At 59.6% G+C, this 25,773-nt stretch carries 24 protein-coding genes and 1 other RNA gene; 17 read left to right on the top strand and 8 right to left on the bottom strand.

The window, feature by feature from the left end:
• Positions 1 to 172: 172 nt before the first annotated feature.
• Positions 173 to 1,156, bottom strand: a complete 984-nt coding sequence (locus tag JOE33_RS12480; protein WP_187625092.1) for an NADPH:quinone oxidoreductase family protein — start codon at positions 1,154 to 1,156, stop codon at positions 173 to 175.
• A 130-nt stretch (positions 1,157 to 1,286) separates the two neighbouring features.
• On the opposite strand from JOE33_RS12480, the gene JOE33_RS12475 reads away from it, so the two are divergent.
• Positions 1,287 to 1,694, top strand: coding sequence for a flagellar basal body-associated protein FliL (locus JOE33_RS12475; protein WP_003403230.1), 408 nt, complete (start codon positions 1,287 to 1,289; stop codon positions 1,692 to 1,694).
• A gap of 6 nt (positions 1,695 to 1,700) precedes the next feature.
• Here JOE33_RS12475 and JOE33_RS12470 read toward each other — a convergent pair whose 3' ends face one another.
• Positions 1,701 to 2,150: an EVE domain-containing protein gene (locus tag JOE33_RS12470; protein ID WP_096244338.1), complete on the bottom strand. Its 450-nt coding sequence runs from the start codon at positions 2,148 to 2,150 to the stop codon at positions 1,701 to 1,703.
• Between the two features lie 193 nt (positions 2,151 to 2,343).
• Here JOE33_RS12470 and JOE33_RS12465 point away from each other — a divergent pair, with 193 nt between their 5' ends.
• Entirely contained in the window at positions 2,344 to 2,496 is a 153-nt protein-coding gene (locus JOE33_RS12465) for a hypothetical protein (protein WP_003317333.1), read from the top strand.
• 45 nt (positions 2,497 to 2,541) lie between these two features.
• Here JOE33_RS12465 and JOE33_RS12460 read toward each other — a convergent pair whose 3' ends face one another.
• From JOE33_RS12460 to JOE33_RS12445, 4 genes are all read right to left on the bottom strand, one after another.
• The gene (locus JOE33_RS12460; RefSeq protein ID WP_187624989.1) at positions 2,542 to 3,153 is read right to left on the bottom strand and encodes a 5-formyltetrahydrofolate cyclo-ligase; all 612 of its coding nucleotides are present in this window, start codon (positions 3,151 to 3,153) and stop codon (positions 2,542 to 2,544) included.
• Positions 3,154 to 3,247: 94 nt separating this feature from the next.
• Positions 3,248 to 3,426: non-coding RNA, 6S RNA (ssrS, locus tag JOE33_RS12455), on the bottom strand.
• A 30-nt stretch (positions 3,427 to 3,456) separates the two neighbouring features.
• Complete coding sequence (locus JOE33_RS12450; RefSeq protein WP_003317331.1) at positions 3,457 to 3,786, bottom strand: cell division protein ZapA; 330 nt, start codon at positions 3,784 to 3,786, stop codon at positions 3,457 to 3,459.
• Positions 3,783 to 3,992, bottom strand: a complete 210-nt coding sequence (locus tag JOE33_RS12445) for a TIGR02449 family protein (RefSeq protein ID WP_002551573.1) — start codon at positions 3,990 to 3,992, stop codon at positions 3,783 to 3,785. Before JOE33_RS12445 ends, JOE33_RS12450 begins: the two co-directional genes overlap by 4 nt.
• Before the next feature lie 150 nt (positions 3,993 to 4,142).
• Here JOE33_RS12445 and JOE33_RS12440 point away from each other — a divergent pair, with 150 nt between their 5' ends.
• From JOE33_RS12440 to JOE33_RS12425, 4 genes are all read left to right on the top strand, one after another.
• Positions 4,143 to 4,697 (top strand): YecA family protein, encoded by a 555-nt coding sequence (locus JOE33_RS12440; RefSeq protein WP_032614328.1) that lies wholly within the window; start codon positions 4,143 to 4,145, stop codon positions 4,695 to 4,697.
• Positions 4,698 to 4,772: 75 nt separating this feature from the next.
• The gene (pepP, locus tag JOE33_RS12435) at positions 4,773 to 6,107 is read left to right on the top strand and encodes a Xaa-Pro aminopeptidase (RefSeq protein ID WP_010431220.1); all 1,335 of its coding nucleotides are present in this window, start codon (positions 4,773 to 4,775) and stop codon (positions 6,105 to 6,107) included.
• Positions 6,104 to 7,291, top strand: coding sequence for a 2-octaprenyl-6-methoxyphenyl hydroxylase (gene ubiH / locus JOE33_RS12430; RefSeq protein ID WP_096124756.1), 1,188 nt, complete (start codon positions 6,104 to 6,106; stop codon positions 7,289 to 7,291). The genes pepP and ubiH overlap by 4 nt, the downstream gene beginning before the upstream one ends.
• Before the next feature lie 51 nt (positions 7,292 to 7,342).
• Positions 7,343 to 8,572, top strand: a complete 1,230-nt coding sequence (locus JOE33_RS12425) for a 2-octaprenyl-3-methyl-6-methoxy-1,4-benzoquinol hydroxylase (RefSeq protein ID WP_010431213.1) — start codon at positions 7,343 to 7,345, stop codon at positions 8,570 to 8,572.
• Positions 8,573 to 9,214: 642 nt separating this feature from the next.
• Here the strand turns inward: JOE33_RS12425 and JOE33_RS12420 are convergent.
• Positions 9,215 to 10,207 (bottom strand): AraC family transcriptional regulator, encoded by a 993-nt coding sequence (locus tag JOE33_RS12420; protein ID WP_010437586.1) that lies wholly within the window; start codon positions 10,205 to 10,207, stop codon positions 9,215 to 9,217.
• A 626-nt stretch (positions 10,208 to 10,833) separates the two neighbouring features.
• On the opposite strand from JOE33_RS12420, the gene JOE33_RS12415 reads away from it, so the two are divergent.
• From JOE33_RS12415 to JOE33_RS12395, 5 genes are all read left to right on the top strand, one after another.
• Positions 10,834 to 12,117 carry an MFS transporter gene (locus JOE33_RS12415; protein WP_187625093.1) on the top strand — a complete coding sequence of 428 codons (1,284 nt, stop codon included), beginning with the start codon at positions 10,834 to 10,836 and terminating at the stop codon, positions 12,115 to 12,117.
• A 213-nt stretch (positions 12,118 to 12,330) separates the two neighbouring features.
• Complete coding sequence (locus tag JOE33_RS12410; protein ID WP_054994433.1) at positions 12,331 to 12,912, top strand: alpha/beta hydrolase; 582 nt, start codon at positions 12,331 to 12,333, stop codon at positions 12,910 to 12,912.
• A gap of 83 nt (positions 12,913 to 12,995) precedes the next feature.
• A complete protein-coding gene (locus tag JOE33_RS12405) occupies positions 12,996 to 13,946 on the top strand; it encodes a sigma 54-interacting transcriptional regulator (protein ID WP_054994434.1) in 951 nt (316 codons plus the stop codon).
• A gap of 202 nt (positions 13,947 to 14,148) precedes the next feature.
• Positions 14,149 to 14,931, top strand: a complete 783-nt coding sequence (locus JOE33_RS12400) for a MetQ/NlpA family ABC transporter substrate-binding protein (RefSeq protein ID WP_003403204.1) — start codon at positions 14,149 to 14,151, stop codon at positions 14,929 to 14,931.
• A gap of 311 nt (positions 14,932 to 15,242) precedes the next feature.
• A complete protein-coding gene (locus JOE33_RS12395; RefSeq protein ID WP_187624990.1) occupies positions 15,243 to 16,490 on the top strand; it encodes an MFS transporter in 1,248 nt (415 codons plus the stop codon).
• A 101-nt stretch (positions 16,491 to 16,591) separates the two neighbouring features.
• Here the strand turns inward: JOE33_RS12395 and JOE33_RS12390 are convergent, their stop codons facing one another.
• Entirely contained in the window at positions 16,592 to 19,690 is a 3,099-nt protein-coding gene (locus JOE33_RS12390) for an autotransporter domain-containing protein (protein ID WP_187624991.1), read from the bottom strand.
• A gap of 218 nt (positions 19,691 to 19,908) precedes the next feature.
• Here JOE33_RS12390 and JOE33_RS12385 point away from each other — a divergent pair, with 218 nt between their 5' ends.
• The 6 genes from JOE33_RS12385 to JOE33_RS12360 all read left to right on the top strand — a co-directional run bounded on the left by JOE33_RS12385 (position 19,909) and on the right by JOE33_RS12360 (position 25,449).
• On the top strand, positions 19,909 to 20,805 hold the full coding sequence (locus tag JOE33_RS12385; RefSeq protein ID WP_010437570.1) for a TauD/TfdA family dioxygenase: 897 nt from the start codon (positions 19,909 to 19,911) through the stop codon (positions 20,803 to 20,805).
• Positions 20,806 to 20,821: 16 nt separating this feature from the next.
• Complete coding sequence (locus JOE33_RS12380; protein WP_187624992.1) at positions 20,822 to 21,685, top strand: ABC transporter ATP-binding protein; 864 nt, start codon at positions 20,822 to 20,824, stop codon at positions 21,683 to 21,685.
• Positions 21,686 to 21,776: 91 nt separating this feature from the next.
• Positions 21,777 to 22,643, top strand: coding sequence for an ABC transporter permease (locus JOE33_RS12375; protein WP_010437567.1), 867 nt, complete (start codon positions 21,777 to 21,779; stop codon positions 22,641 to 22,643).
• Positions 22,644 to 22,681: 38 nt separating this feature from the next.
• Positions 22,682 to 23,701, top strand: coding sequence for an ABC transporter substrate-binding protein (locus JOE33_RS12370; protein WP_010437565.1), 1,020 nt, complete (start codon positions 22,682 to 22,684; stop codon positions 23,699 to 23,701).
• A 479-nt stretch (positions 23,702 to 24,180) separates the two neighbouring features.
• Complete coding sequence (locus JOE33_RS12365; protein ID WP_025990892.1) at positions 24,181 to 24,396, top strand: hypothetical protein; 216 nt, start codon at positions 24,181 to 24,183, stop codon at positions 24,394 to 24,396.
• Between the two features lie 105 nt (positions 24,397 to 24,501).
• A complete protein-coding gene (locus JOE33_RS12360) occupies positions 24,502 to 25,449 on the top strand; it encodes an RHS repeat-associated core domain-containing protein (protein WP_187624993.1) in 948 nt (315 codons plus the stop codon).
• Positions 25,450 to 25,773 lie beyond the last annotated feature (324 nt).

Here is a 25,773-nt window from a genome sequence, read left to right as displayed (position 1 = left end):
GTATATACAAGTCTGCTTTTGATTCTGGCCGAAGGCGGTAGGCACGTACTGTGCGACGCTTCGCTTGTTTGCGAAGACGGTTCAGACAATGCGTTTTTGGAGAATATATCGGCCCTTCCGCGAGCAAGCTCGCTCCCACATTTGAGGCAATCCCTCTGCTTTTGCGTGAGCTTCAGGTCTTGCCAGCCAAAACCACCACCTTCCCCACAGCCCTGCGTCCCCCCAACAAATCAATCGCCTCCCCGGCTCTTTCCAGCGGATAAACCGTCGACACCAGCGGCTTCAATTTTCCTTCTTCAAACCACGCAAACAGATGCTTGAAGTTCGCCGCATTGTCCTGCGGTTGCCGCTGCGCAAACGAGCCCCAGAACACGCCGACCACCGAAGCGCCCTTGAGCAGGGTCAGATTGACGGGCAGGTCGGGGATGCGGCCGCTGGCGAAGCCGACGACCAGCAAGCGGCCGTTCCAGGCGATGCTGCGGATGGCCTGGTCGAAGAGGTCGCCGCCGACCGGGTCGTAGATCACGTCGGCGCCGTTGCCTTGGGTGAGGCGTTTGACTTCGTCCTTGAGGCTGGTTTCGCTGTAGTTGATCAGTTCGTCCGCGCCTGCGTTTCTGGCGACTTCGAGTTTTTCTGCGCTGCTGGCGGCGGCGATGACGCGGGCGCCGAGGGCTTTGCCGATTTCTACGGCGGCCAGGCCGACGCCGCCGGATGCGCCGAGTACCAGCAGGGTTTCGCCGGGTTGCAGGCGGGCGCGTTGTGTGAGGGCGTGCATGGAAGTGCCATAGGTCATGCTGAATGCGGCCGCCGTGGTGAAGTCCATGCCCGGCGGAATCGGCAGCACGTTGTAGTGGGGAACGGCGACCTGCTCGGCAAAGCTGCCCCAGCCGGTAAGCGCCATGACGCGGTCGCCGGGTTTCAGGTGGCTGACGTTTTCTCCTACCGCCGTTATCACGCCTGCGGCCTCACCACCCGGTGAGAACGGGAAGGGTGGTTTGAACTGGTATTTACCCTCGATGATCAAGGTGTCGGGAAAGTTGACCCCGGCGGCGTGCACGTCGAGCAGAATTTCGTTCTTTTTGATCGCGGGGCCGGGGATGTCTTCGAGCACCAGTGTGCTGGCAGGACCAAAGGCTTTGCATAACAGGGCTTTCATCGGGCTATTCCTTTTCCGGTAATGGCCGATAAAGTCAGTTAAGCGGGTTCCCGGGTCAACAAGCATGGCCCTGCCTGATAAGCACACATAAGCTGTAAGCTACGTGGCAAACCGTATTAAGGAGTGGACTGTGAAAGCGTGGATTCTGATGTTGCTGGCCTTGTCATTGCCTGTCATGGCGCAAGAGGAAGCCAAGGAAGAGGGCGGCCCGCCAAAGGCGGCGTATGTCTCGCTGACGCCTCCGTTCGTGGGTAATTACGCGCTGGATGGTGGCCCGAAGCTGCGTGTCTACAAGGCCGACATTGCCTTGCGTGTAACAGGTGCCGACGCCGAGGCCGCCGTGAAGCGCAATGATGCACTGATCCGCAATCAACTGGTGTCTTTGTTTACTCAGCAGACCGTCGATTCCATGAGCAGCGCCGAAGCGAAGGAAAACATTCGTCAGGAAGCACTCAAACAGGTTCAGCGCGTCATGAACGATGAAGAAGGCAAGCCGATTGTTGAAGACTTGCTGTTCAATAACTTCATCGTTCAATAACGTTCGTCAGCGCAGTGCCAGGATCGCCGCCCATTGTTCGGCGGTGACCGGCATGACCGAGAGCCGGCTGCCTTTCTGTACCAGAGGCAGTTGCTCAAGTTGGCTTTGCTGCTTGAGATAACCCAGCCCCAGTACGTTCTTGAAGATATCCACAAACCCGATATCGATGGCACTCCACGGGTTTTTCTCCGTAGTGGCCTTGGCGTCGTGGTAGTGGCTCTCGGGGTCCAGAGCAGTGGGGTCCGGATAGGCTGACCTGGCGATTTTGCCGATGCCGGCGATTCCCGGCTCCGGGCAACTGGAGTGATAGAAAAAGAACTCGTCGCCCTCTGTCATGGCCCTCAGAAAATTACGTGCCTGATAGTTGCGTACCCCGTCCCAGCGAGCGTTGCCCAGTCGTTGCAGGTCGCTGATCGAGAATTCATCAGGCTCGGACTTCATTAGCCAATAGGCCATTGTGCTCACTCCACAGACAAAAGGTTCACGGTATTACGAACAGTTTGATGACAAACCGACAATCGGTTCGCGCCACTATTTGCGTACTGGTTCACGTTACCGCAAAATGCCGCCCTTCAAAGTTCCACGCTGTTGCACGGCCTACACAAAACCGATGCTGACATCGTATTGATTTGCCTAAGGAGGGCAGTCAATGAAACGCAAGCCTGATTTACTCTGGATTCTGGTTATTCTGTTTGGCTTGGGTGTCGTGACAACCGGTTATGCACAGAGCTTGTGGTCCACCAAGGATGATGCTCCAGTCGAGATCACTCAGCAGCAGCAAAAAGTCCCCGGCAGGCATTGAGCCCTGCTTGTACTCTGATCGTTGATTGCCTTGTTGGCTGAGCGATCAGAGTGCCTGCGTCACATACCAGCCTTTATCCGATACCGTGCCTTGCAGCGGTACATCCCAACTGGCCTGCGCCAGGCGATCGACTTTCTGACACTCGTGAGCCAGCCCCAGTAACACCGGCTTGCGCCAGGTCTTTCTGCGCGCCAGGTACGCCAGGCTGCGGTCGTAGAAACCACCGCCCATGCCCAGGCGGCCGCCTTCGTCATCGAAACCTACCAATGGCATCAGAATCAGGTCGAGCGCCCATATAGGGCGTTGCCTTGCCCGGTCGATGCGCGGCTCGGGGATGCGAAAACGATTGGGGATGAATTTTTCGCCGGGACGCACACGCTGAAAAACCATGCGCGTGCGTGGCCATGCGTTGAGCACCGGCAGATAGGTTGCCTTGCCACGGCGCTGTGCTTCACGCAGTAACAGCCGCGGGTCGATCTCGCCATCCATCGGCAGGTACAGCGAAACATGCCGGGCACGCCGAAACAGCGGGTGCTGCGCCAGTTGACGATAAATATCCCGTGCGGCTGCGCGTTGCTGGCTTTGACTCAAGGCTTTGCGTGCCTTGCGTAGCTGGCGGCGTAATTGCGGACGGGTAAGTGATTGGGCGCTGATCATGAGCAGAAGGTCATGCAGGCTGATCCGGAAAGGAGGTTGAAGCCGGAGCGGGGTAGTCGTTGCCAGACAACAGGGCTGGCAACGGACTGAATATGGACTCCCCGACGAACCGCTGTCGGTTTAGCCCTTGAACCCGAAAGTTCAAGGTGGAGATTGCAGGAGGTTTTAAGGCTTTCCGTCGAGCGGACATGCACACCAACCCCAACGTGCAACCCCCGTGGTTGTGCGTATCGGCTCAGGGACATGACCGACTGGCAAGCACTCCAGGGAGCAGCGCGAGTATACAGAAATGCCCCGCAATAATCAGCCCCGAGTTGAATCCGGTGTGCCGGGCGTGTCTGTCGCCAGCACCAGATCGACCTTGTCGAGCAGGTCGCGGACCTGTTCGCGGGTCGAACCGCTGGTCTGTACGTCAGGCAGATGTTCCTTGTGCAGCAGGTCGTGAGTGATGTTCAGAGCAGCCATTACGGCGATGCGATCGGCACCGATGACTTTGCCGCTGCTGCGGATCTCACGCATCTTGCCATCCAGGTAGCGGGCGGCGCTGACCAGGTTGGTGCGCTCTTCCTGAGGGCAGATGATCGAATATTCCTTGTCCAGGATCTGAACGGTAACGCTGTTGCCATTGCTCATGAGTCTTGCTCCAGGGCTTTAAGGCGCGAAATCATTGACTCGACCTTCTGCCGGGCGATTTCGTTTTTTTCAATCAGTTGGGCACGTTCCTCGCGCCAGGTCTTTTCCTGAGCTAATAAGAGTGCGTTTTGGCCTTTAAGTTGCTCGGCATACTTCAGGAGCAGCTCCACACGTTTCATCAGCGCTTGCAGGTCGGTGTCTTCCATTGTTTTCCACTGAATACTTTCTGATGAATGGCAGGGGGAGCGATGCTTGTGCTCAAGCTCGAACCGCCGTCCGGGTGATCTTGTCGCGCGGATAGTCTAGGATACAAGGCCTTCATTCTAGACATTGCGCCGTTTGGCGACTAGCTACCCATGCCCATTCAGAATTCTCCGTACAAAGCGTTCGCCACTCTGCTCAACAGTGGCGGTCACCAGGTATCTCCTGCCGAGCTGCATGGCCTGTTGCTGGGCCGCAGTTGCGCAGGTGCCGGTTTCGACAACGAAGGCTGGTTTGCCGACGCGTCGGTCCTGCTGGAAACCGAGCCGCAGGACAATATCCGTCAGGCGCTCGTCGGCTTGCAAGAGATGGTCAAGGGCGAGCTCACCGGTGACGACATGACCGTCGTGCTGTTGCTGCCAGGCGACGACGAACCGCTGACCGAGCGTGCTGCTGCGCTGGGCCAGTGGTGTCAGGGGTTCCTGGCAGGTTTCGGTCTGGCCATTGGCGACAAGTCGCTGGGCACTGAAGCCAAGGCTGTTCTGGAGGATCTGGCGGCGATTGCCCAGGTTCAGGACGCGCTGGAAGAGTCCGAAGACGGCGAAACCGACTACATGGAAGTCATGGAGTACATGCGCGTAGCGCCGTTGCTGCTGTTCACTGAATTCAACGAGCCGTCCGCGCCGCAACCCAAGCCTTCACTGCACTGATAGCCGATCACTGCGACACCGGCCTGCGCTTGCCATAGCGCGAGCCGGTGGACTCCATCAGGACGCCTGCTGCCCATGATTCAGATCCCGAAGTCCGAGTACGCCCGCCGCCGCAAGGCTCTGATGGCTCAGATGGAGCCGGACAGCATTGCCATCCTGCCTGCCGCTGCGGTTGCCATTCGCAATCGTGACGTCGAGCACGTCTACCGGCAGGACAGCGACTTTCAGTACCTGAGCGGCTTTCCCGAGCCGGAAGCGGTGGTGGTCCTGATCCCCGGTCGTGAGTACGGCGAGTACGTATTGTTCTGCCGCGAGCGCAATCCCGAGCGCGAGCTGTGGGAAGGCCTGCGCGCAGGACAGGAAGGCGCGATCCGTGAGTATGGTGCGGACGATGCGTTCCCCATCAATGACATTGATGAAATCCTGCCCGGCCTGATCGAAGGCCGGGATCGGGTGTATTCGGCGATGGGCAGCAATCCCGAATTCGACCGGCACCTGATGGACTGGATCAACGTGATTCGCTCCAAGGCGCACCTCGGTGCCCAGCCGCCCAAGGAATTCGTGGCCCTGGACCATCTGCTGCACGACATGCGCCTGTACAAGTCCGCAGCGGAAATCAAAGTCATGCGTTGCGCAGCGGATATCTCGGCGCGTGCCCATGTGCGTGCGATGCAGGCCTGCCGCGCAGGGCTGCATGAGTTCAGCCTGGAGGCCGAGCTGGACTACGAGTTCCGCAAGGGCGGTTCGAAGATGCCTGCCTATGGCTCGATCGTCGCCTCGGGTCGCAACGGTTGCATCCTGCACTACCAGCAGAACGACGCGGTGCTCAGGGACGGTGATCTGGTGTTGATCGACGCAGGCTGCGAAATCGACTGCTACGCCAGCGACATCACCCGCACCTTTCCGGTGAATGGCAGGTTTTCCCCCGAACAGAAAGCCATTTACGAGCTGGTGCTCAAGGCCCAGCATGCCGCCTTCGAGGCCATTGGCCCCGATAAGCACTGGAACCAGGCGCACGAGGCGACGGTCAAGGTGATTACCGCCGGGCTGGTTGAACTGGGCCTGCTGCGCGGCGACGTCGGCGAGCTGATCGAAAGCGAGGCCTACAAGATGTTTTACATGCACCGTGCCGGGCACTGGCTGGGCATGGATGTGCATGACGTCGGCGAATACAAGGTCGGCGGCGAGTGGCGCGTACTGGAGGTCGGCATGACGCTGACCGTTGAACCCGGGATTTACATATCCCCCGACAACCTGGAAGTCGCGAAGAAATGGCGAGGTATTGGTGTGCGAATCGAGGATGACGTGGTTGTGACCAGGCAGGGGTGTGAAATTCTGTCCGGCGGCGTGCCCAAGACCGTCGCCGAGATCGAGGCGCTGATGGCGGCTGCACAGGAACAGGTCGCATGAGCCGCTTCAATATCGCCATCGTCGGCGGCGGACTGGTCGGTGCAAGCCTTGCGTTGTCGCTGCAGGCCGGTGCCAAGGCGCGCGGCTGGAAAATCGTGCTCATCGAACCCTTCGCGCCGGGTGAAGCCTGGCAGCCGAGCTACGATGCGCGTTCTTCGGCACTGTCGTTCGGCTCGCGACGCATCTATGAACGGCTTGGCCTCTGGCAGCAGATTTCCCGACGCGCCGAGCCGATCCTGCAAATCCAGGTGTCGGACCGTGGTCGCTTCGGTGCCACTCGCCTGTCTGCGATCGAAGAGGGCGTTCCGGCGCTCGGCTATGTGGTTGAAAACGCCTGGCTTGGTCAGGCTCTGTGGGCCGGGCTGGATCGTGATGTGGTCAGTTGGCGTGTGCCGGCCGAGGTCAAACACATGCAGCCGATGGCCGACGGTTATCGCCTGAGCCTCAGTGATGACAGCGAACTGGACTGCGACCTGGCCGTGCTGGCCGACGGCGGCCGTTCCAGCCTGCGCGAGCAACTGGGCATCGGGGTGCGGCAACGGCCCTACGACCAGCATGCGCTGATTGCCAATATCACGCCGAGTGAAGCTCACTGCGGGCAGGCGTTCGAACGTTTTACCGAGGACGGGCCGATGGCGCTGCTGCCATTGCCGGATAACCGCTGTGCGCTGGTCTGGACACGTCCGGGCAACGATACCCAGCGTCTGGCCGAACTGGACGACCGCAGTTTTCTGGAAGAGCTGCAAGGTGTGTTTGGCTATCGTCTGGGCACGCTGCGTCAGGTCGGTGCTCGGCATGTCTACCCCTTGGCACTGATCGAAGCCGAAGAGCAGGTGCGCTCGCATCTGGTGATCCTGGGCAACGCGGCGCACAGCCTGCATCCGGTTGCCGGGCAGGGTTTCAATCTGTCCTTGCGTGACGCCGATGCACTGGCCGAGACGCTGCTGGACAGCGACGCGCCGCCCGGTGAGCTGCCGACGCTGCAGCTCTACCGTGAGCGTCAGCGCCAGGATCAGCAATTGACCGTGGGCTTCTCCGACAAGGTGACGCGCCTGTTCGGCAGCTCCCGGTCGGCCGTTGCCACCGGGCGTAACGTCGGGTTGCTCGGCCTGGACCTGCTGCCGGCCGCCAAGCGCTGGTTTGCTCGTCAGGCCATGGGTTTGGGGACTCGATCCGATGTGTGAATCAGACACTTTAAACACAGGGCTTCGGCCGCAAGCGAGAACGGTTTGACCATGGAAACGCGCGCAGATGTGCTGATTGTCGGAGCCGGAATGGTCGGCAGTGCCCTTGCTCTGGCATTGCAGGACAGCGGCCTTGATGTGCTGGTGGTCGACGGAGGACCGCTGAGCGTCGAGCCGTTTGATCAACAGTCGAGCTTCGAGCCGCGGGTCAGTGCTTTGTCGGCGGCCAGCCAGCGAATCCTCCAGCGGCTGGGTGTGTGGGAAGGCATCGCTGCGCGCCGCATCAGCCCGTATGCGCATATGCAGGTCTGGGATGGCAGCGGCACCGGGCAGATTCACTTCTCAGCCTCCAGTGTGCATGCCGACGTGCTCGGTCACATCATCGAGAATCGTGTGGTGCAGGACGCGCTGCTCGACCGACTGCACGCCAGCGACATCGGCTTGCTGGCCAACGCGCGGCTTGAACAGATGCGTCACTCCGGCGATGACTGGCTGCTGACCCTGGCCGATGGTCGTCAGTTGCGCGCGCCGCTGGTGGTGGCCGCCGACGGTGCCAATTCCGCCGTGCGCCGCCTGACTGAAACGCCGACGCGTGAATGGGATTACCTGCATCACGCCATTGTCACCAGCGTGCGCACAGCCGATCCCCACAGAAAAACCGCCTGGCAGCGTTTCACCGACGACGGGCCGCTGGCCTTTCTGCCGCTGGAGCGTGAGGGCGAGCACTGGTGCTCCATCGTCTGGTCAGTCACACCTGCCGAAGCCGAGCGCCTGATGGTGCTGGAGGATGATCTGTTCTGTCGCGAACTGGAGCAGGCGTTCGAAGGACGACTGGGTCAGGTGCTGTCTGCCGATAGCCGCCTGTGCGTGCCGCTGCGTCAGCGTCACGCCAAGCGTTACGTTGCCAGGGGATTGGCACTGATTGGCGATGCGGCGCACACCATTCACCCACTGGCCGGGCAGGGCGTGAACCTCGGCTTTCTCGACGCTGCAGTACTGGCAGAAGTGCTGACCCATGCCGCAAGGCGCGGCGAGCGCTGGTCTGACCTGCGCGTGCTGGGCCGCTACGAGCGCCGCCGCATGCCGCACAACCTCGCGCTGATGGCTGCAATGGAAGGCTTCGAACGCCTGTTCCAGGCCGACCCGCTGCCCTTGCGCTGGTTGCGCAACACCGGCTTGAAAATGGTCAACCGCATGCCCGAAGCCAAGGCGCTGTTCGTGCGCGAAGCGCTGGGTTTGTCGGGGGATCTGCCTGAGCTGGCGCGGATCGAAGCACGCTAGAAGCCAACACATACCTGCGCGGAGCCCAGGCGCGACGGTGTTCTTGAGAGCACTATCGCTCCTCACGCTCCAGCGTGGGAATGCCTGTCGTGACGTTCTGCGTCACATAATCAGGAGAGGACGCAGAGCGTCCAGAACGGCATACCCACGCTGAGCATGGGCACGATAGCGTTCTTCCGAGCACGTTACGCTTGCGATCTACCAGACAACTATCGTTCCTCACGCTCCAGCGTGGGAATGCCTGTCGTGACGCTCCGCGTCACATAATCAGGAGAGGATGCAGAGCGTCCAGAACGGCATACCCACGCTGAGCATGGGCACGATAGCGTTCTTCCGAGCACGTTACGCTTGCGATCTACCAGACAACTATCGTTCCTCACGCTCCTGCGTGGGAATGCTTGCCGTGACGCTCTGAGTCACATAATCAGGAGAGGACGCAGAGCGTCCAGAACGGCATACCCACGCGGAGCATGGGCACGATAGCGTTCTTCCTAGCACGTTACGCTTGCGATCCACCAGACAACTATCGTTCCTCACGCTCCAGCGTGGGAATGCCTTTCGTGACGCTCCGCGTCATGGATGTGCGCCGCGCCGCTTAATCAAGAGCGGACGCGGAGCATGGGTAAGAGGGTGTGCCCCCCATCAGCGCACCACGGCGCTGCGGTACTGTTCCGGTGTCAGCCCGGTCCAGCGTTTGAAGGCGCGGCTCAGGCAGTCGGTGTCGGAAAAACCCAGCAGATAAGCGATTTCGTTCAGCGAGCTTTGCTGATCGTTCATGTGCAGCAGCGCCAGGTTCTGGCGGCACTGATTGAGCAGCAGGTCATAGCAGCAGCCCTCGTCGGCCAGATGGCGCTGCAGGCTGCGCGTGCTCAGGTGCAGGGCTTCGGCGATGCTCTTGACGGTGGGTTCGCCGTCCGGCAGCAGCGTTTCTATGGCCGAGCGTACGCGCTGTTCCCAGATCAGTGACGGTAACGGATCCCCTTGGGATTCCTGACCGTTCAGCTGTACCGGGCCGTCATCCAGATGGCTGTCGAATTGATCACCGCCAAACTCCAGCAAGTTCTCCTGCGCCGCAAACATGACCGGTGACCGAAACAAATCGTACCAAGGCCGCGGGTCCTTGGGTGCCGGACGTTGCAGATGCACCGCGAGCGGCGCATAGCCCCGTCCCAACCGATTGCGGCAGGTACGCACGTAAATGGCGGCAAATGCATCCAGCAGCTCATGAACCGGTGACTGACAGGATGGCGGTGTACCGAAGCGGAATTCATAACGTTCGCCGACGGTTCTGAAATCCAGTTCCAGAGAGTCCTCGGCCATCGAGCGGTAACGCACAATGCGCTCGAAAACTTCACGCAGTGATCCGCTGGCCACCAGCGTGTAGCCCAGCGCATGAAACGCCGTCGGGCTGACGAAGCGTGAAACGCGCAAACCCAAGGCCGGGTCAAGGCTGGCTTGCACTGCACGTTGCCAGAGCGTGGCGGTGACATCCGGTGAGAATTGCGCATCGGGTTCACTCAGCCTGTTCAGGTCAATGCCCGCGCTCTGGCACAACGCATCGCTGTCCATGCCCAAGGCAGTGAGCTGCTTGCGCAGAGCGGGGGTCCAGCTGGCGAGACTGCTTGGCTCAGGCATGCGCACGCCTCTTCCTGACATGAGGTGACTTCAGCGTCAGGCCCGTGTCGACAAGGTCTCACCGGGCCTGACGCCAGCTTCAAGAATGAGAGCATTTATGACAGTTGTGCAAGTGCCAGGACACGTTTCTTGTCATCACCCCGAAAATAGTCCGCGCTGTGAACACTGAGCGGTGTCCGATAGGCCAAAACGAGCTATCCGCAGGCGCCTATTGCGCAGTCGTCGTATAACGTAAAAGCTCCTTGATGTTCTCAACGCTCCGCTAACCCATCGCTGATGCAGGTCAGAGCATTTCTGTCATTTGACAGCGGAATGTCAAATGGCTATAAGTGCATCATGTTGTACGACGACATAAGACTCGAAGAAAATTACAACCACAAAAATAATTCAAAGAGTAACAACCCGATGATCAGTCTGAATTCTCAGGCCATAAAAGCGTGCCTTTCGTGCGAAAAGTCTGTTTTTACGCATGAACGTCGGCGGAAAGCGCCTAAAAGTCTTCTGCAGAAACCGTAATCTGAAGTTACATAAAACCAGCCGCCTCACGGTCTTGGCCGCGGGACGCTCATCGCCAATCTAAAAATAAACAGGGTGAAGAGATGAAGATAAAAGGCATTCGGTGGTGGATGGTGGGGCTGGTAACAGCTGGCCTGGTCGTCAACTACCTGGCACGCAACACGCTGTCCGTCGCAGCACCGACGCTCATGAGCGAGCTGAGCATTTCCACCGAGCAGTACGCGCACATCGTTGTCGCCTGGCAACTGTGCTACGCCATCATGCAGCCCGTGGCGGGCTACATCATCGACGCGATCGGCACCAAGATGGGCTTTGCAATCTTCGCCATCGCCTGGTCTGCTGCCTGCGCTGCCGCCGCATTCGCGACCGGCTGGCAGAGTCTGGCGATCTTCCGCGGCATGCTCGGCCTGACCGAGGCGGCGGGGCTGCCGGCAGGCGTCAAGGCGACCACCGAATGGTTTCCGGCCAAAGAGCGCTCGGTGGCCATCGGCTGGTTCAATATCGGTTCGTCGTTCGGCGCATTGCTTGCGCCCCCGCTGGTGGTCTGGGCCATCCTTCAGAGTGGCTGGGAGCTGGCGTTCCTGATTGTCGGCGGTCTGGGGATTGTCTGGAGCGGCCTGTGGCTGCTGCTGTACAAGCACCCGCGTGATCAGAAGCGTCTTGGCGATGCCGAACGTGACTACATCCTCAGCGGCCAGGAAGCACGTCTGAAGGATGCACCTGCCCAGAAAGGCAGTTGGAAGCGACTGTTCAAAAACCGTAATTTCTACGCGATTGCCTCGGCGCGAATCCTTTCCGAGCCTGCCTGGCAGACCTTCAATGCGTGGATTCCGCTGTACCTGATGACCGAGCGCCACATGAACATCAAGGAAGTCGCGATGTTCGCCTGGCTGCCGTTTCTGGCGGCTGATATCGGCTGTGTACTGGGCGGCTACCTTAGCCCGTTGTTCCACAAGTACTGCAAGGTGTCGTTGTTCACCTCGCGCAAGATGGTCATGCTGTTTGGCTGCTCATGCATGATCGGACCCGCGTGCATCGGGCTGGTCGAGAGCCCCTACACCGCCATCGCCTTACTGTGCATCGGCGGCTTTGCCCACCAGACCCTGTCGGGCGCGCTGTATTCGATCACCTCGGATTCATTCGGCAAAAACGAGGTGGCCACAGCGACCGGGATGGGCGGAATGTTCGGCTTTTTCGGGGCGGCGGCGTTCACCATGGTCTTCGGCGTGCTGGTCACCAAAATCGGCTACAGCCCGCTGTTCGTGGTGCTGGCGATCTTCGACATTATCGCGGCGATCGTGGTGTGGAACGTTGCCCGTGAAGTCCCGCAGCATGACGAGCCAGTGCCGCTGACTGCGGGCGAGCAGGGCCCGCGTACTGTGCCTGCAACCTGAGGCCGTCGTAATCCTGTAATGAAGCGTGGATATTCTTTGCCCTGAAAGTGATTTTTATTAGAGGCCGTTCCTCGAAGGCAGGGAGTGGTCTCTTTTTTTGTCTATCAGCTGATATTCGTTTTGGGAATTAACAAATAGCTTCTTATTCCTTAGCGAATATAACTTCCATCCCTATACTCGCCTCATGAACGCATACATGCAGGAGGCGAATCCATGCATAACGAGTCGATCCGGTATCTGATCGTGCCAGGCTGGCAAGGGTCTCCTGATGATCATTGGCAGACCCACTGGCAGAACAGCCTGCCCAACAGCACACGTGTGGAGCAGGCCGACTGGCTCAAGCCACGGCGTGAAGACTGGGTCGGCGAGTTGCAGCGCACGATTGCCGCGCATGACACGCCCGTGATCCTGATCGCGCACAGCCTGGGCTGCGTCACGGTCGCGCACTGGGCCCGACTCGCGCCGCTGGACACCTTGCGTCAGGTGCAGGGCGCACTGTTGGTGGCACCGGCCGACGTCGAGCGTCCGAATTGCCCGCCTGCATTGCGTAATTTTGCGCCGATCCCTGCCGACCTGCTGCCGTTTCCGACACAGATTGTCAGCTCTGACAACGATCCTGCGGTCAGCTCCCAGCGTGCGATGGAGATGGCACGTCATTGGGGTGCCGAGATCGGCTTTCTGAGTCAGGCCGGGCATATCAACGTCAAGTCCGGCCATCAACGCTGGGAGCAGGGCTTCGCCTACCTGTACCGCCTGCAGAATCGTCTGGAGCAACACGCGCGTCGTCGCGCATGACCGGGCAGTTTGTTTATCGGACTCACCGGGTCCCGTCTTTTTAAACGCTTGAGCCTTTGCAAGGGCTCAGGCGGGAGTGTGTCATGAGCCTTCACGAAAACTTCGGTCAGCCGCTGCTGACCTTTCCCGATGCGGAAAAAAGCCCACTGAGCATTCGCGCCAAGGCGCTGGTGTTCATCGACCCACGCTCGCGCCAATTGCGTGAAGAAATGGAGCAACTGGCTCCCCGTTCCCTACCGGTACTGATCCGTGGCGAGTCCGGGACCGGCAAGGAATTGCTGGCCAGGCATATTCATCGCGGCAGTGATCGCTCGGGTCTGTTCGTTTCGGTGAACTGCGGTGCCATCAGCCCGACGTATGCCGACGCCGAATTGTTCGGCTATACCGCCGGAGCCCACAGTGGAACGGTCAGCAGCCGCGCAGGCTGGTTCGGTTCGGCCAATGGCGGCACCTTGTACCTGGACGAGATCGGCGACCTGCCGCTGCCGATCCAGGTCAAGCTGCTCGCGGCCCTTGAAAATCACGAAGTCACGCGAGTGGGCGCGCAGCAGCCGAGCCCGGTCGATGTGCGTCTGGTCGCCGCCACCAGTATCGATCTGGCCCAGGCCGTGGCTGCCGGGAAATTCCACGAGCGGCTTTATCATTACCTGAGCGAGGGCCGCCTCGATCTGCCTGCGTTGCGCGAGCAGCCGGGCAACATCCTGCCGTTGGCCGAGTATTTTGTCGGGATCTACAGCCAGCGTCTGAACCTGCCGGTGCAACTGATCAGCGAGGATGCGCAGCGCACGCTGGAGGCCCATAGCTGGCCCGGCAATACCCGTGAACTGGAGAATGTCATTCACTTTGCCTTGCTGGTCAGCAGCGGTGATGAAATTCGCGCACACGATATCAATCTGCCGGACATCGCCGATCCGTTGGTTCTGATCGAGCGTCAGACGCAGCTATTGCTTAAAGGTGGTGATCGCCGGCAGCTTTCCGCGCTCAGGCAATTGCTTGAAACAGTCACCTCGGAGCTGGATCGGCGTCCCGCTTGAGCCCGCCCCAGAGCGGTTGTGATGAGGTACAGTAGATGCCGATGCAAAAAAGCATAAGCACTCGATTAAAAAGTATTTTATCGGAATATAAAACACCGGTAATGTCAGCGTGATGTCGCAGGGCTCGGACAGCTGTGGCAAACCATTGAATAATAAGGCGTCATTTCTGGATGACGCTCTCGGATTTCGTTAAGGACATTGCATGAAAAAGACGTTTTTGCTGACCGCCCTGGCGGCTGTGTTCTCGATTGGCCTGGCTCACGCAGGTGAAAAGCTGGTAGTCGGCGCAACGCCTGTACCGCATGCGGAAATCCTCAAGTTGATCCAGCCGACGCTGGCCAAGGAAGGTGTGGACCTGGAAATCAAGGTCTTCACTGACTACGTTCAGCCGAACGTCCAGTTGAGCGAAAAGCGTCTGGACGCCAACTACTTCCAGACCAAGCCTTACCTGGATGGCTTCAACAAGGGTAAAGGCACCAACCTGGTGACCGGCGTTGGCGTACACGTCGAACCGTTCGGCGGCTACTCGAAAAAGTACAAGAGCGTAAAAGATTTGCCTGAAGGCGCAACCATTGCCATTCCAAACGAAGGCAGCAACGCCGGGCGTGCGCTGATCCTGCTGGACAAGAATGGCCTGATCACCCTGAAGGATCCGAAAAACGCACTGTCCACGCCGAAAGACATCGCCAGCAACCCGAAGAATTTCAAGTTCCGCGAACTGGAATCGGCTGTACTGCCACGCGCCTTGAGCCAGGTTGACCTCGCGCTGATCAATACCAACTACGCGCTGGAAGCCAAGCTCAATCCGAAGAAAGACGCGCTGATCATCGAAGGTTCGGATTCGCCTTACGTGAACTTCCTCGTGACCCGCGAAGACAACGCCCACACCGACGCCATCGAGAAACTGTCGAAAGCGCTGACCAGCCAGGAAGTGAAAGACTTCATCAACAAGAAGTACGACGGCGCGGTACTGCCTGCGTTCTGACCCACTGACTCTCGTTCCCCCAACTATCGTGCGACGCTCCGCGTCGCATGCCGGTCTGGACGCTCCGCGTCCGATCTTGAATGTGCGGCGCGGCATAGATTTGTGACGCAGAGCGTCACGAAAGGCATTCCCACGCTGGAGCGTGAGGAACGATAGTCGTCAGCGAGAACACCATCGTACCCATGCTCCGCGTGGGTATGCCGTTCTGGACGCTCTGCGTCCTCTTCTGAGCATTACGCACGCAAATCCAATAAGCTCCAATGCCTGGTTCGGTCAATAGCGACGCACGTCCCGGCATACAGGAGTTCTCCATGCGTAAGGATTACCTCGCTTTCTTCATCTCGCTTTTCCTGTCCAGGCTGGCGGATCAGATTCTATTGTTCATTGTGCCGCTGGTGGTGTTCCAGACCACCAACAGCGCTTCATGGGCCGGGCTGGCGTTTTTCGTCGAATCGCTGCCGAGGTTTCTTGCGTTTCCGCTGTGCGGTGCCCTCTGCGACAAATACCCGCCAGTCAAAATTCTGCATATCAGTCAGGTCTACCGGGCATCGCTGTGCGTGCTGGCGATGGTGCTCTACGCCATCTTTGGCGGTATCGGATGGCTGGTGGCGCTGTCGGCATTGTGCGGGGTGCTGACCACGCAAGGCATCATGGCGCGCGAAGTGCTCATGCCGCATATCTTTCAGCATTACAGCTACACCAGAACGCTGTCCTATTCCCAGATTGCCGACCAGTCAGGGCTGGTTCTCGGGCCCTTGGTCGCGGCACTGATGCTTGAAGTGTGGGCCTGGCACTGGGTCGTACTGTTGACCGCTGGCCTGTTCCTGCTGGCAGACCTGAGCATGCTCGCGTGGCAACGTCTCAGCCGTATCACGCTGGAGGTGTTCAAGCAGCATCAGGACATCTGGCTGCAGCCATTGCGGATTGCCTTCGGGCATATCCGCAGCCTGGCGGAATTGAAAAAGATCATCACGCTGGCAGTAGGCGTCAACCTGATCGTCGGTGTAACGCTGGCGACCTCGGCAGCCATGGTGATCGGAGAGTACAGCGCCGGCAAAGACAGCTACGCCGGGCTGCAGGCGGCGGGTGCGGTGACGACCATCGTGATCCTGTTCTTCCTGGCCCGCGTGGCTCTGCCTATGCGCGTGCTGGGTAGCGTCGGTTTTTCGATGATCGCGACCGGGGCATTCATCAGCGCCCTGAGCCCGAACCTGATTGGCTATGCGCTGGGGTTTCTGTTGATCGTCGGCTTCGACAAGATGTTCAACGTCTACATGCGCACCCTCCGGCAGCGGGTGATACCGCCTCAGGACTTCGGCAAGACAGTGGGCGTGATCACGTTGCTCAACAACCTGTCGCAGCCTCTGGCGGGTTTGCTGGTGGCCCTGCTCGCAGCGCCCTTGGGCATCCGCCAGGTCATTCTGATGCTGGCCGTGCTGACGAGCGTTATCGGGGCGGGTGCCCTGTGGTGGTTCGCAAAGGCACGCAGCCCATTCCCGACCGCTATTGTTGAGGCTGATCGGGAGGCCGGGAAACGAAAAGGCGAGGGTTGGAGTTGAATGGAATCGAGGGCCAACGCAAGAGTGATTAGCCCCCTGATCGATTCGACAGGCTGCTCTCCGTCCCTACAGAGAGCAGCCCAATTGCCGTTGCTTCAGCCTTAGAACGCCAATGTCACCCGAGCATTCAGCGACTGATCCGATGCGTCGTTGCTCACCTGTCCGTCGTAGCTCAGGCCCACGCTCAGCGTATCGCTCAACCCCAGGTCGACACCTGCGCCGAGCACGGCTGCGCTGCGGGCGATGGGGGCGCCGGAGAGTTCGAAGGTGTCACCGCCGCTGAAGGCCGAGCGGCTTTCCGGGGTGACGTCGCCGTAGGCGCGGCGCCAGCCCAGTATTGCGTTGGGTTTGATCACGACGCTGCCAGCGTTCAGGCGGGTCGCTGCACGCAGGCCCACGGTGCTGAAGGTGATGTGGTTGTCCTGGGACTTGTTCTGCAGGCTGATGGCGTTGCTGTTCTCGTCGAAGGCGTCGGTGTCCAGGCGTACGTGCGCCAGGTTGGCGAAGGGTTCAAGTTGTGCGTTGCCCATTTCCAGGGTGTAGCCCAGTTCGCCGAAGACCTGATTGGTCGCTGCCTTGTAGTCTTCCTTGAAGTGCTCGGACGAGCCCGGCAGGTCCAGCGTGCGCTTGGCGGTCAGCTCGTGCCAGGTGCGTACCGCGCCGAGGCGCAGGCCCAGTTGGCCCCATTTTGCGCCGCCATAGACACCCAGATGATAGTTGTCGCTGTCGGTCGAACCGGATGCGTGGCGCAGGTCGAAGCTGCTGTTGCTGAAGCCGGCCAATGCACCCACACGCCAAGTGTCGTCGAGCGGTACGTCGGCGCCGAACAGCAGGCCGCTGGTGCGGGTTTCGAGGCCCGAAGCGTCGCGGCTGCTGTCGGTCTGGCCGGTCGCACCGATGGCCTGGGTCCACACCACGCCGCGCGAGGCATCACCGGCCAGGGTTTGCGTGGTGCTGCCGAACGCCTGTGCGGATTGCGCTTGTTGCATGCGACCGTTCATGGCATTGCGCACCAGCCGGCTGTCTTCGATCAGTGCAGATTGTGTCGATGCATGCAGCTCGTTGGACAGCGCCTTGAACGTGGCCTGGGCCGTCGAGGCGTCGTCCTGCACCACCTGACGCCACAGCGCATTGCCTGCTCCCGCGCTGTCCAGACCCTGCGCGACCGCCTTGGCGTTGCGCGTGGTCGCCAGGCTGGCGAAGGTTTGTGCGTTGCGATCCAGCGTCAGTCCGACATCGGTGGCGGTGTAGTTCAACGTCGGGGTAAGGAACGCGAAGTTGGTTTGCACGGCGGCAAATGCACCGCTGACGCCACCGGCTGCGGAGATGATCGAGTAACGGCTGGCGGCCAGCCAGTTACCGCCTTCGACCAGTGACAGTGTGCTGTTATTGATCGTCGCGCGGCCGCTGGCGACGATGCGGTCGGCTTTGCCACTGGCGTCCGATTCCACTTGATAAACCGAACCCTGAGCCAGGTTGACGTCACCGTTGACGTTCAGTTGCCCGACCGAATTACCCGGTGCGACCACGCCGCCCTGAGCGACGTTGATGCCGCCGACGGTGCCGTTGCCACCCAGCGTCGCGCCTTGCTGCACGCTGACGACGGAGTTACCGAGGTTGCCATTTACCGCCAGGCGACCGGCCTGCACGGTCGTCGCGCCGGACAGGCTGCTGTTGCCGGTCAGGTTCAGTGAGCCGACGCCGCGCTTGATCAGCGCACCGTTGCCGGTCAGGGTGTTGGCGAGGGTGTCGTTGGTGGACTGATCGAGCACCAGCGTTGCGTTGTCGGTGATCGTGCCGCTGCCGAAGGCCTGGGCATGACCGGTCAGGGTGCCGCCGTTGATCAGCGTGCCGCCCGAGTAGGTGTTGTTGCCGGTCAGGATCAGGTTGCCCGTACCGTTCTTGATCAGTGCGCCGCTGCCGCTGATGTCGTTGCGCCAGGCGTCGATGGCGTTATAGCCGCCCAGGCTGGCGTTCATGTTGACGGTGACGTTGGAATTAAACGCGCCGTAACCATCGCCTGCGGCATACAGGTTCAAGCGACCGTAGCCACCTGACTGATCGATCACTGCATAGCCCGACGACAGTTCGGTGGTCGCCAGAATCTCGCGACGCTGGCTGGCGTCGAGGTACGGGAAGCGTGTTTCCAGCAGCACTTCAGCGTTGGTCGGCACGACCGGGGCGAGGTTGGTCGGGCCGACCGGGTCGAAGCCATAGGTCATGCGCGCGGTGTACAGCGCCTTGTCCTGTGCATGCTGGGAAGTGCGGTCGGTGGCCGGATCGATGGCCGTCATGCAATTGTTGACGTTGCCGCCGCACTGAGCGGTGAAATAGGCCAGCGCCTGGGCGCGAGCATCGGCGCGCAATTGCGTGTTGGCGGAATTGGACAGGTTGTCGATGGCGAAATAGGTCGCCGTGATACGCCCGCCCATCACGTCGAAGGGCGAGTGCATACCGGCTTCTATGCGGTTGTCACCGATCTCCGAAGCACGCAGCATCAACTCGCTGAACCGCTCGGGGATCGCGTAGGCCAATGCGTAGGCTGAGAGGTAGGCGGCGTTGGTGTGACCGCTGGGGAAACCCGAGTCACTGGCCGGTGTGGTGCTTTCGGCCGGGCGCAGGGAGGGTGCGACGACGAATGCCAGGCTCTGTCCGTCCAGGCTCTGCCGCCATGGTCGTGGATACAGATAGTGGGACTTGGCCGGGGTCGTGGAGGCATCGTTGCGTACGGCACCGACCAGATCGACCACTTTGCCCAGCGCAGAGGACGAACTGCCTGCGCCGTTGCCCTTGTCGTCGTACTTGACGGTTTTGTTGCTGTCGTCGAATTGCGTGATGGTCGTGAAAGCGCCCGCGCCTGCTTTATAGGCATCACTCAGCGAGCCCAGACCGCTGATGGCGCTATAGCTCTGGTCACGGCGGTCATCGAAATAGGCGGCGGTTTCCTGCGCCAGCGTGCGCGAGTTGGCTCGGTCGACCACGATTTGCAGGTTGCGCCGAAGCAGGCTCTGGCCGAGGGCCGTCGGCGTGCCGGTGTCCCAGGTTGCGCCGGTCGTCCACAGGGTGTTGAACCCCGAGAGCAGGTCGACGCCGTTTATACGATTGTCACTGGAACGGCTCGCTGCCTGAACCGAGACGGCAAGCAGCGACAGTATCAATGACGACACCATGACATGGACAACCGGTTTATTGGATCGCATAGCGGGCGCTTCACTCAGGTCGAATAAGGCGCCGACCCTAGCAAGCCGTTCTGACACTTCGATGTAACTGTCATGACACATTTATGCTGGCTGACGTTACACAGCGAGGCAGTGAAAAATTTCAGCACTATCGATATTCTTTAACGGTATTTAAATTCTCTTTCTTATAGCTATAGAGTTTCGTCTTTCAGTAACATTGTTCTGGAGTCGGAGTTCTCATGCCAGCAGCCTCCCTCGCTTCATCGTCCGCCCAACCTGCTTCGCAATCCTTCGAAGTGCGTCCATTCACCGAAAAGGTGGGCGCGGAAATCGTTGGGCTGGATCTGTCCAGGCCGTTGAACGATGCCGACTTCGCTCGTGTGCATCAGGCACATCTGAATCACCATGTCGTGGTGTTCCGCGATCAGCAGATCACGCCGCAACAGCAGATCGATTTCAGTCGGCGTTTCGGGGTGCTGCAGATCCATGTGCTCAAGCAGTTTCTGTTGGCCAACCACCCGGAAATCCTGATCGTTTCCAACATTGTCGAGAACGATAAGCCCGTGGGTCTGGGCGATGCCGGTAAATACTGGCATTCGGACCTGTCCTACAAGGAGCTGCCGAGCCTGGGCTCGATGCTTTACGCCCAGGAGCTGCCGAGTGAAGGCGGCGATACGCTGTTTGCAGACATGCATCTGGCGTGGGAGACGTTGCCGCAACACCTGCGCGATGCAGTCCAAGGGCGTTCAGCGGTGCACAGTTACACCGCACGCTACGCCGAGGGCCATAACGCCGCCAACTGGCGTCCGACCCTGACCGCCGAGCAACTGGCGCAGGTGGTGGAAGTCAGCCACCCGATCGTTCGCACTCACCCTGAAAACGGGCGCAAGGCGCTGTTTGTCAGCGAGGGTTTCACTACGCGCATTCTCGGTCTGCCGGAGGACGAGAGCCGCCAGATTCTCAACGAGATTTACGCCCACAGCGTGAAGCCCGAGCACATCTATCGGCACCAGTGGCGGGCCAACGACATGGTGTTCTGGGACAACCGCTCTCTGATCCACCTGGCTGCCGGCTGCCCGGCACATCTGCGCCGCAAACTGCATCGCACGACCATTCAAGGCACCGCGCCATTTTGATTCAGGAGAGCCGTTCATGAATGCTGTCGCGCAAGGCCACACGGCCAGCACCAGCACCCAGCCCACCGCTGAAGCCTTGTTGCAAGTCCGCGGCGTGAGCCTCGAATACCGCACCCCGGAACGGGTGGTGCGGGCGACGCATCAGGTCAGTTTCGAAGTCGATCCGGCCGATCGTTTCGTGCTGCTCGGCCCGTCCGGTTGCGGCAAGTCGACCCTGCTCAAGGCGGTGGCCGGTTTCATCGAGCCCAGTGAGGGCGAGATTCGTCTGGCAGGACAGCAGGTCACCGAACCTGGCCCCGACCGCATCGTGGTGTTTCAGGAATTCGACCAGTTGCCGCCGTGGAAAACCGTGATCGAGAACGTCATGTTTCCGCTGCTGGCATCACGCACGTTGAAGCGCCCCGAAGCGCTGGAGCGTGCACGTTATTACCTGGAAAAGGTCGGCCTCAGTGCGTTTGCCGATGCCTACCCGCACACCTTGTCCGGTGGCATGAAAGCCCGCGTGGCGATTGCCCGAGCCCTGGCCATGCAACCGAAAATCCTGCTGATGGACGAACCGTTCGCCGCGCTGGATGCACTGACCCGCCGCAAGATGCAGGAAGAGTTGCTCGAGCTGTGGGATGAAGTTCGCTTCACGCTGCTGTTCGTCACCCACTCCATCGAGGAAGCGCTGGTGGTCGGTAACCGCATCCTGCTGCTGTCCCCGCATCCAGGCCGTGTACGGGCGGAAATCAACAGCCACCAATACGACCTGAAAAGCCTCGGCGGCGTCGGCTTTCAGCAAACCGCGCAGCGTATTCATCGTTTGTTGTTCGATGAGGGCGAGGCCGGGCCGGTGGAGCAGGATCTGAATTTTCAGGACATCCGGATTGCTTACTAGGCGACTGCCTTGATCGTTCCCACGCTCCGCGTGGTAATGCCTTTCAGGACGCTCCGCGTCCTCTCTACACGAATACCGGGAAACCCGAATCATGAGCCTCGCACCTCCCGCTCGCGAAGAATATGAAATCACGCTGGAGCCTTTCACTCAGGAAGATCTGGCCCGCGACCTGCCCCTGACACAGCGCATCTGGCAACTGGGTTGGGTGCGCAAATGCGTCATCATGATTGCTTTGGCGGTGATCTGGGAGCTGGCCGCACGTCTGCAGAACAACGACCTGCTGTTGCCGAGCTTTCTGCAAACGGCCGCCGCCTTTTATGACGGGCTGATTTCCGGTGAGTTGCCGGGCAAGGTGTGGATCTCCCTGACCGTACTGATCCAGGGCTACCTGATCGGCATCGTGCTGGCCTTCGCCCTGACCACCCTGGCAGTGTCCACCCAACTGGGCCGCGACCTGCTCAGCACGCTGACTGCGATGTTCAACCCGTTACCGGCCATTGCCCTGCTGCCGCTGGCGCTGCTGTGGTTCGGCCTGGGTCAGAACAGCCTGATCTTCGTGCTGGTGCATTCGGTGCTGTGGGCGCTGGCGCTCAATACTTACGCGGGCTTTCTGGGTGTCTCGGAAACCCAGCGCATGGCCGGGCGCAACTATGGTCTCAAAGGCCTGCGCTTTGTCTGGCACATCCTGATCCCTGCTGCGCTGCCCTCGATTCTCGCCGGTCTGAAGATCGGCTGGGCCTTTGCCTGGCGCACGCTGATCGCTGCCGAACTGGTGTTTGGCGCGTCCTCCGGCAAGGGCGGTCTGGGCTGGTACATCTTCCAGAACCGTAACGAGCTGTATACCGACAAGGTTTTTGCAGGTCTGGCGGCGGTGATCCTCATCGGCCTGCTGGTCGAGAACCTGCTGTTTGCCAACATTGAGCGCCTGACCGTCAAGCGCTGGGGCATGCAGCGTTGAAACGCCGTCTTTTTTTGACTAATCAGGGTGAGAACCACATGAACACTGCATCTCAACGCCCGGCACTGACTGTATTGGCGGCGACGCTCGGCTTGTTTGGCGCGCTGCTCAGCGGCGGCGCTCAGGCTGAAGGCAAGATCAGCATCGCTCAGCAGTTCGGCATCGGCTACCTGATCCTCGACGTGGTGCGCGATCAAAAATTGATCGAAAAACACGGCAAGGAACAGGGCCTGGACATCAAGGTCGACTGGAACAGCATCTCCGGCGCCACGGCGATGAACGAAGCGCTGCTGGCCGGCGCGCTGGACGTGGTCTCGGCAGGCGTGCCGCCGATGCTGACCGTCTGGGATCGCACCAAGGGCAAGCAGAACGTCAAGGCGATTGCCTCGCTGGGTTCGATGCCCAATTACCTGCTGACCAACAACCCCAACATCAAGACCCTCAAGGACTTCACCGACAAGGACCGTATCGCCGTGCCTGCTGCCGGTGTGGGCTTTCAGTCGCGCACCTTGCAGATCGAAACCGCCAAGCTGTTCGGTAACGACAACTACAAGAAATTCGACAACATCTCGGTCAGCCTCGCGCACCCGGACGCGACTTCCGCGCTGATTGCCGGTGGTTCGGAAATCAACTCGCACTTTTCCAGCCCTCCGTTCCAGTACCAGGCGCTGGAAAACCCCAACGTGCACAAGGTGCTCAGCTCCTACGACGTGCTGGGCGGCCAGGCGACGTTCAACGTGCTCTACACCACCGAAAAATTCCACGACGAAAACCCCAAGACCTACAAGGCGTTCTACGACGCACTGGCCGAAGCCGAGAAGATCATCAAGGCCGACAAACCGGCTGCCGCGCAGACTTACATTCGCGTCGAGCAATCGAAGCTGCCGTTGCCGCTGGTAGAGAAAATCGTCTCCGACCCTGAAATCGACTTCACTATCACCCCGCAGCGCACCTTCATTTACGCTGAAAAACTGCATGAACTGGGTGTGCTGAAAAACAAGGCGGCGAGCTGGAAGGATTATTTCTTCGAGGAGGCGCAGGGCACCGAGGGCAGTTGATCGGCGCGGCTTGAGGATGACGCGGAGCGTCACGAAGGGCATTCCCACGCTGGAGCGTGAGGAACGATAGGCGCTCTCAACTTATCGTTCCAACGCTCCGCGTGGAATGCCGTTCTGGACGCTCTGCGTCCTCTTCTGAGAGAGTCAGGTTACTTCCGCTCACGAAAAACCTGCCCTGCAGGACCTTTCTTTCAGTCTTTTCTCTTTCCTGCGTATGACCTTTCCGAGAAAATCCCGTGCTCTTGCGCCTGCCAAATCTGCACTCTAGGCTGCGTCGGTCGCTGATTTTTTCAGCGACCGGGTTTAGCAGCCTGTCCAGAGACACGCAGCGCAATTACCGTTTATGGCGGCTTTGCGTGGGGCACTTTCGAGTGCGCCGGGTCTGTGTTCTCTACCGGTCTGCTAACCCGCGTTAAAGTCGCCACCCTTGTTTGTTTAGCAGCGAACATCTGATGGCCCTACTTGCAGAGGCACACATGATGATCAACTCAACCCCGTCCCCGCCGCTCCCCACCTCTCTTGAAGACTCCCTGATACAGGTCAGCGACATACTGCGCTGTGCCTCTGCCACCGCGTATGAAACCGGTGACAACCTCGATGGCCTGAAGCGTGATCTGGCATTCTCGGTGGTGCACCTGATCAATATGGCCAAGGCCGAGCTGGAGCGCTCGCTGGAGTGCATTCATAAGCATTGACACTACCTAGCAATTCTACGAGTAGCTGTTGCGGTTCCGGGCGTTCATTGTGGTCCTTGAAAACGCGTATCTCGATAACAAGGATCACAATCCGGGTGGCCTCTCATGCCTCAGAAAAGAGTTTTATGCCGCTACAGCTACGACGCCCTGGATCGGCTCGCAATGCGCACGCCGCTGTCCGAGGCAATCGCTCGTACGTTCTACCAGTCAGACCGCTTGGTCAGCGAGCTTCAGGGCGCCGAACACTGGCGCTTCCTGGGTCACGACCGCCAACTGCTTGCCGGGCAATCCGCACTCGGCGCGACATTGATGGCCTCCGACCAACAACATAGTGTGCTTGCCACCGTGCAGGCAGGATCAAGCGCTGCCATTGCCTATATGGCATACGGTCATCGACCTTCAATCAATCACCTGCCCGGATTCAATGGCGAGCAACCTGACCCTGTTACGGGTCACTACTTGTTGGGCAACGGTTATCGCGCCTACAACCCGGCACTGATGCGTTTCAACAGCCCGGACAGTATGAGTCCGTTTGGCAAGGGCGGCATGAATGCGTATGCGTACTGCGTGGGGGATCCGGTTAATCGGTCTGATCCGACCGGGCATAAGGTAGATGAGGGTCAGATACTTTCATTTGTGTGGGTAGGGCTCGGTTTGTTCGGTGCTGTCCTGGGTGTAAAAACGGCTGTTCCTGCGATAAAGGCTGTCTACAAGGGCGGTGCACCGTTATCAACGAAACTGACAGCGGCCTCAGCAGTCGACCAGTTTGCAGCCAGCACCGTGTTTACGGTAAGCCGGGTAATCAACGCGGTCGATCCTGACGCTCCTGCTGCGAATATTTTGCTCGCGACGGCAATAGGCATGTTGGTTCCAGTGCTAGCCGTTCGGACAGTCAGCCCGCGCATCAAGCGTTGGGAGGATGCAGGGACCAATATAAAGCTGGTTATGCAAAGGCGTTCAAGCAGTGAAGTTGCTACTGCCGCTATAGAAATTCGAAGACCATCCGTCGGGGGTGATCAGCCAAACAATACTGGTGCAGCTATTTTGTATTGATACGTTTATCTGTGCATGATTTCTCCAGCCTGACTCAGCCGAGTGCTTACTATTAGAGCGAAACGTCGCACAAACGCAGTCATCTGTTATCCCTGGACGGGGCTATCCAAAATACCGGAATTTAAGAAAGCCCGCCTTCCAACGTTAGTGTCTGAAGTCGACAGGATGCCACCGATACCTGAAGAGCTCTTGCATTCAATCCGTGAGGGGCATGAATCGGTGGTTTGATATGTACACTACTTTCACGTTCGGCAGAGATGCTCAAGACAATGTCTTTGCCGGAGTTTGAACTGACCATCTTCAAAAGAAAGGTGCTGCGCGCCT

Origin of the sequence: Pseudomonas sp. PvP027 (genome assembly GCF_017833005.1) — a bacterium.
Lineage (GTDB): Bacteria > Pseudomonadota > Gammaproteobacteria > Pseudomonadales > Pseudomonadaceae > Aquipseudomonas > Aquipseudomonas congelans.
Note: the sequence above shows the minus strand (reverse complement) of the source record. Positions and strands in the feature narration are given on the sequence as shown.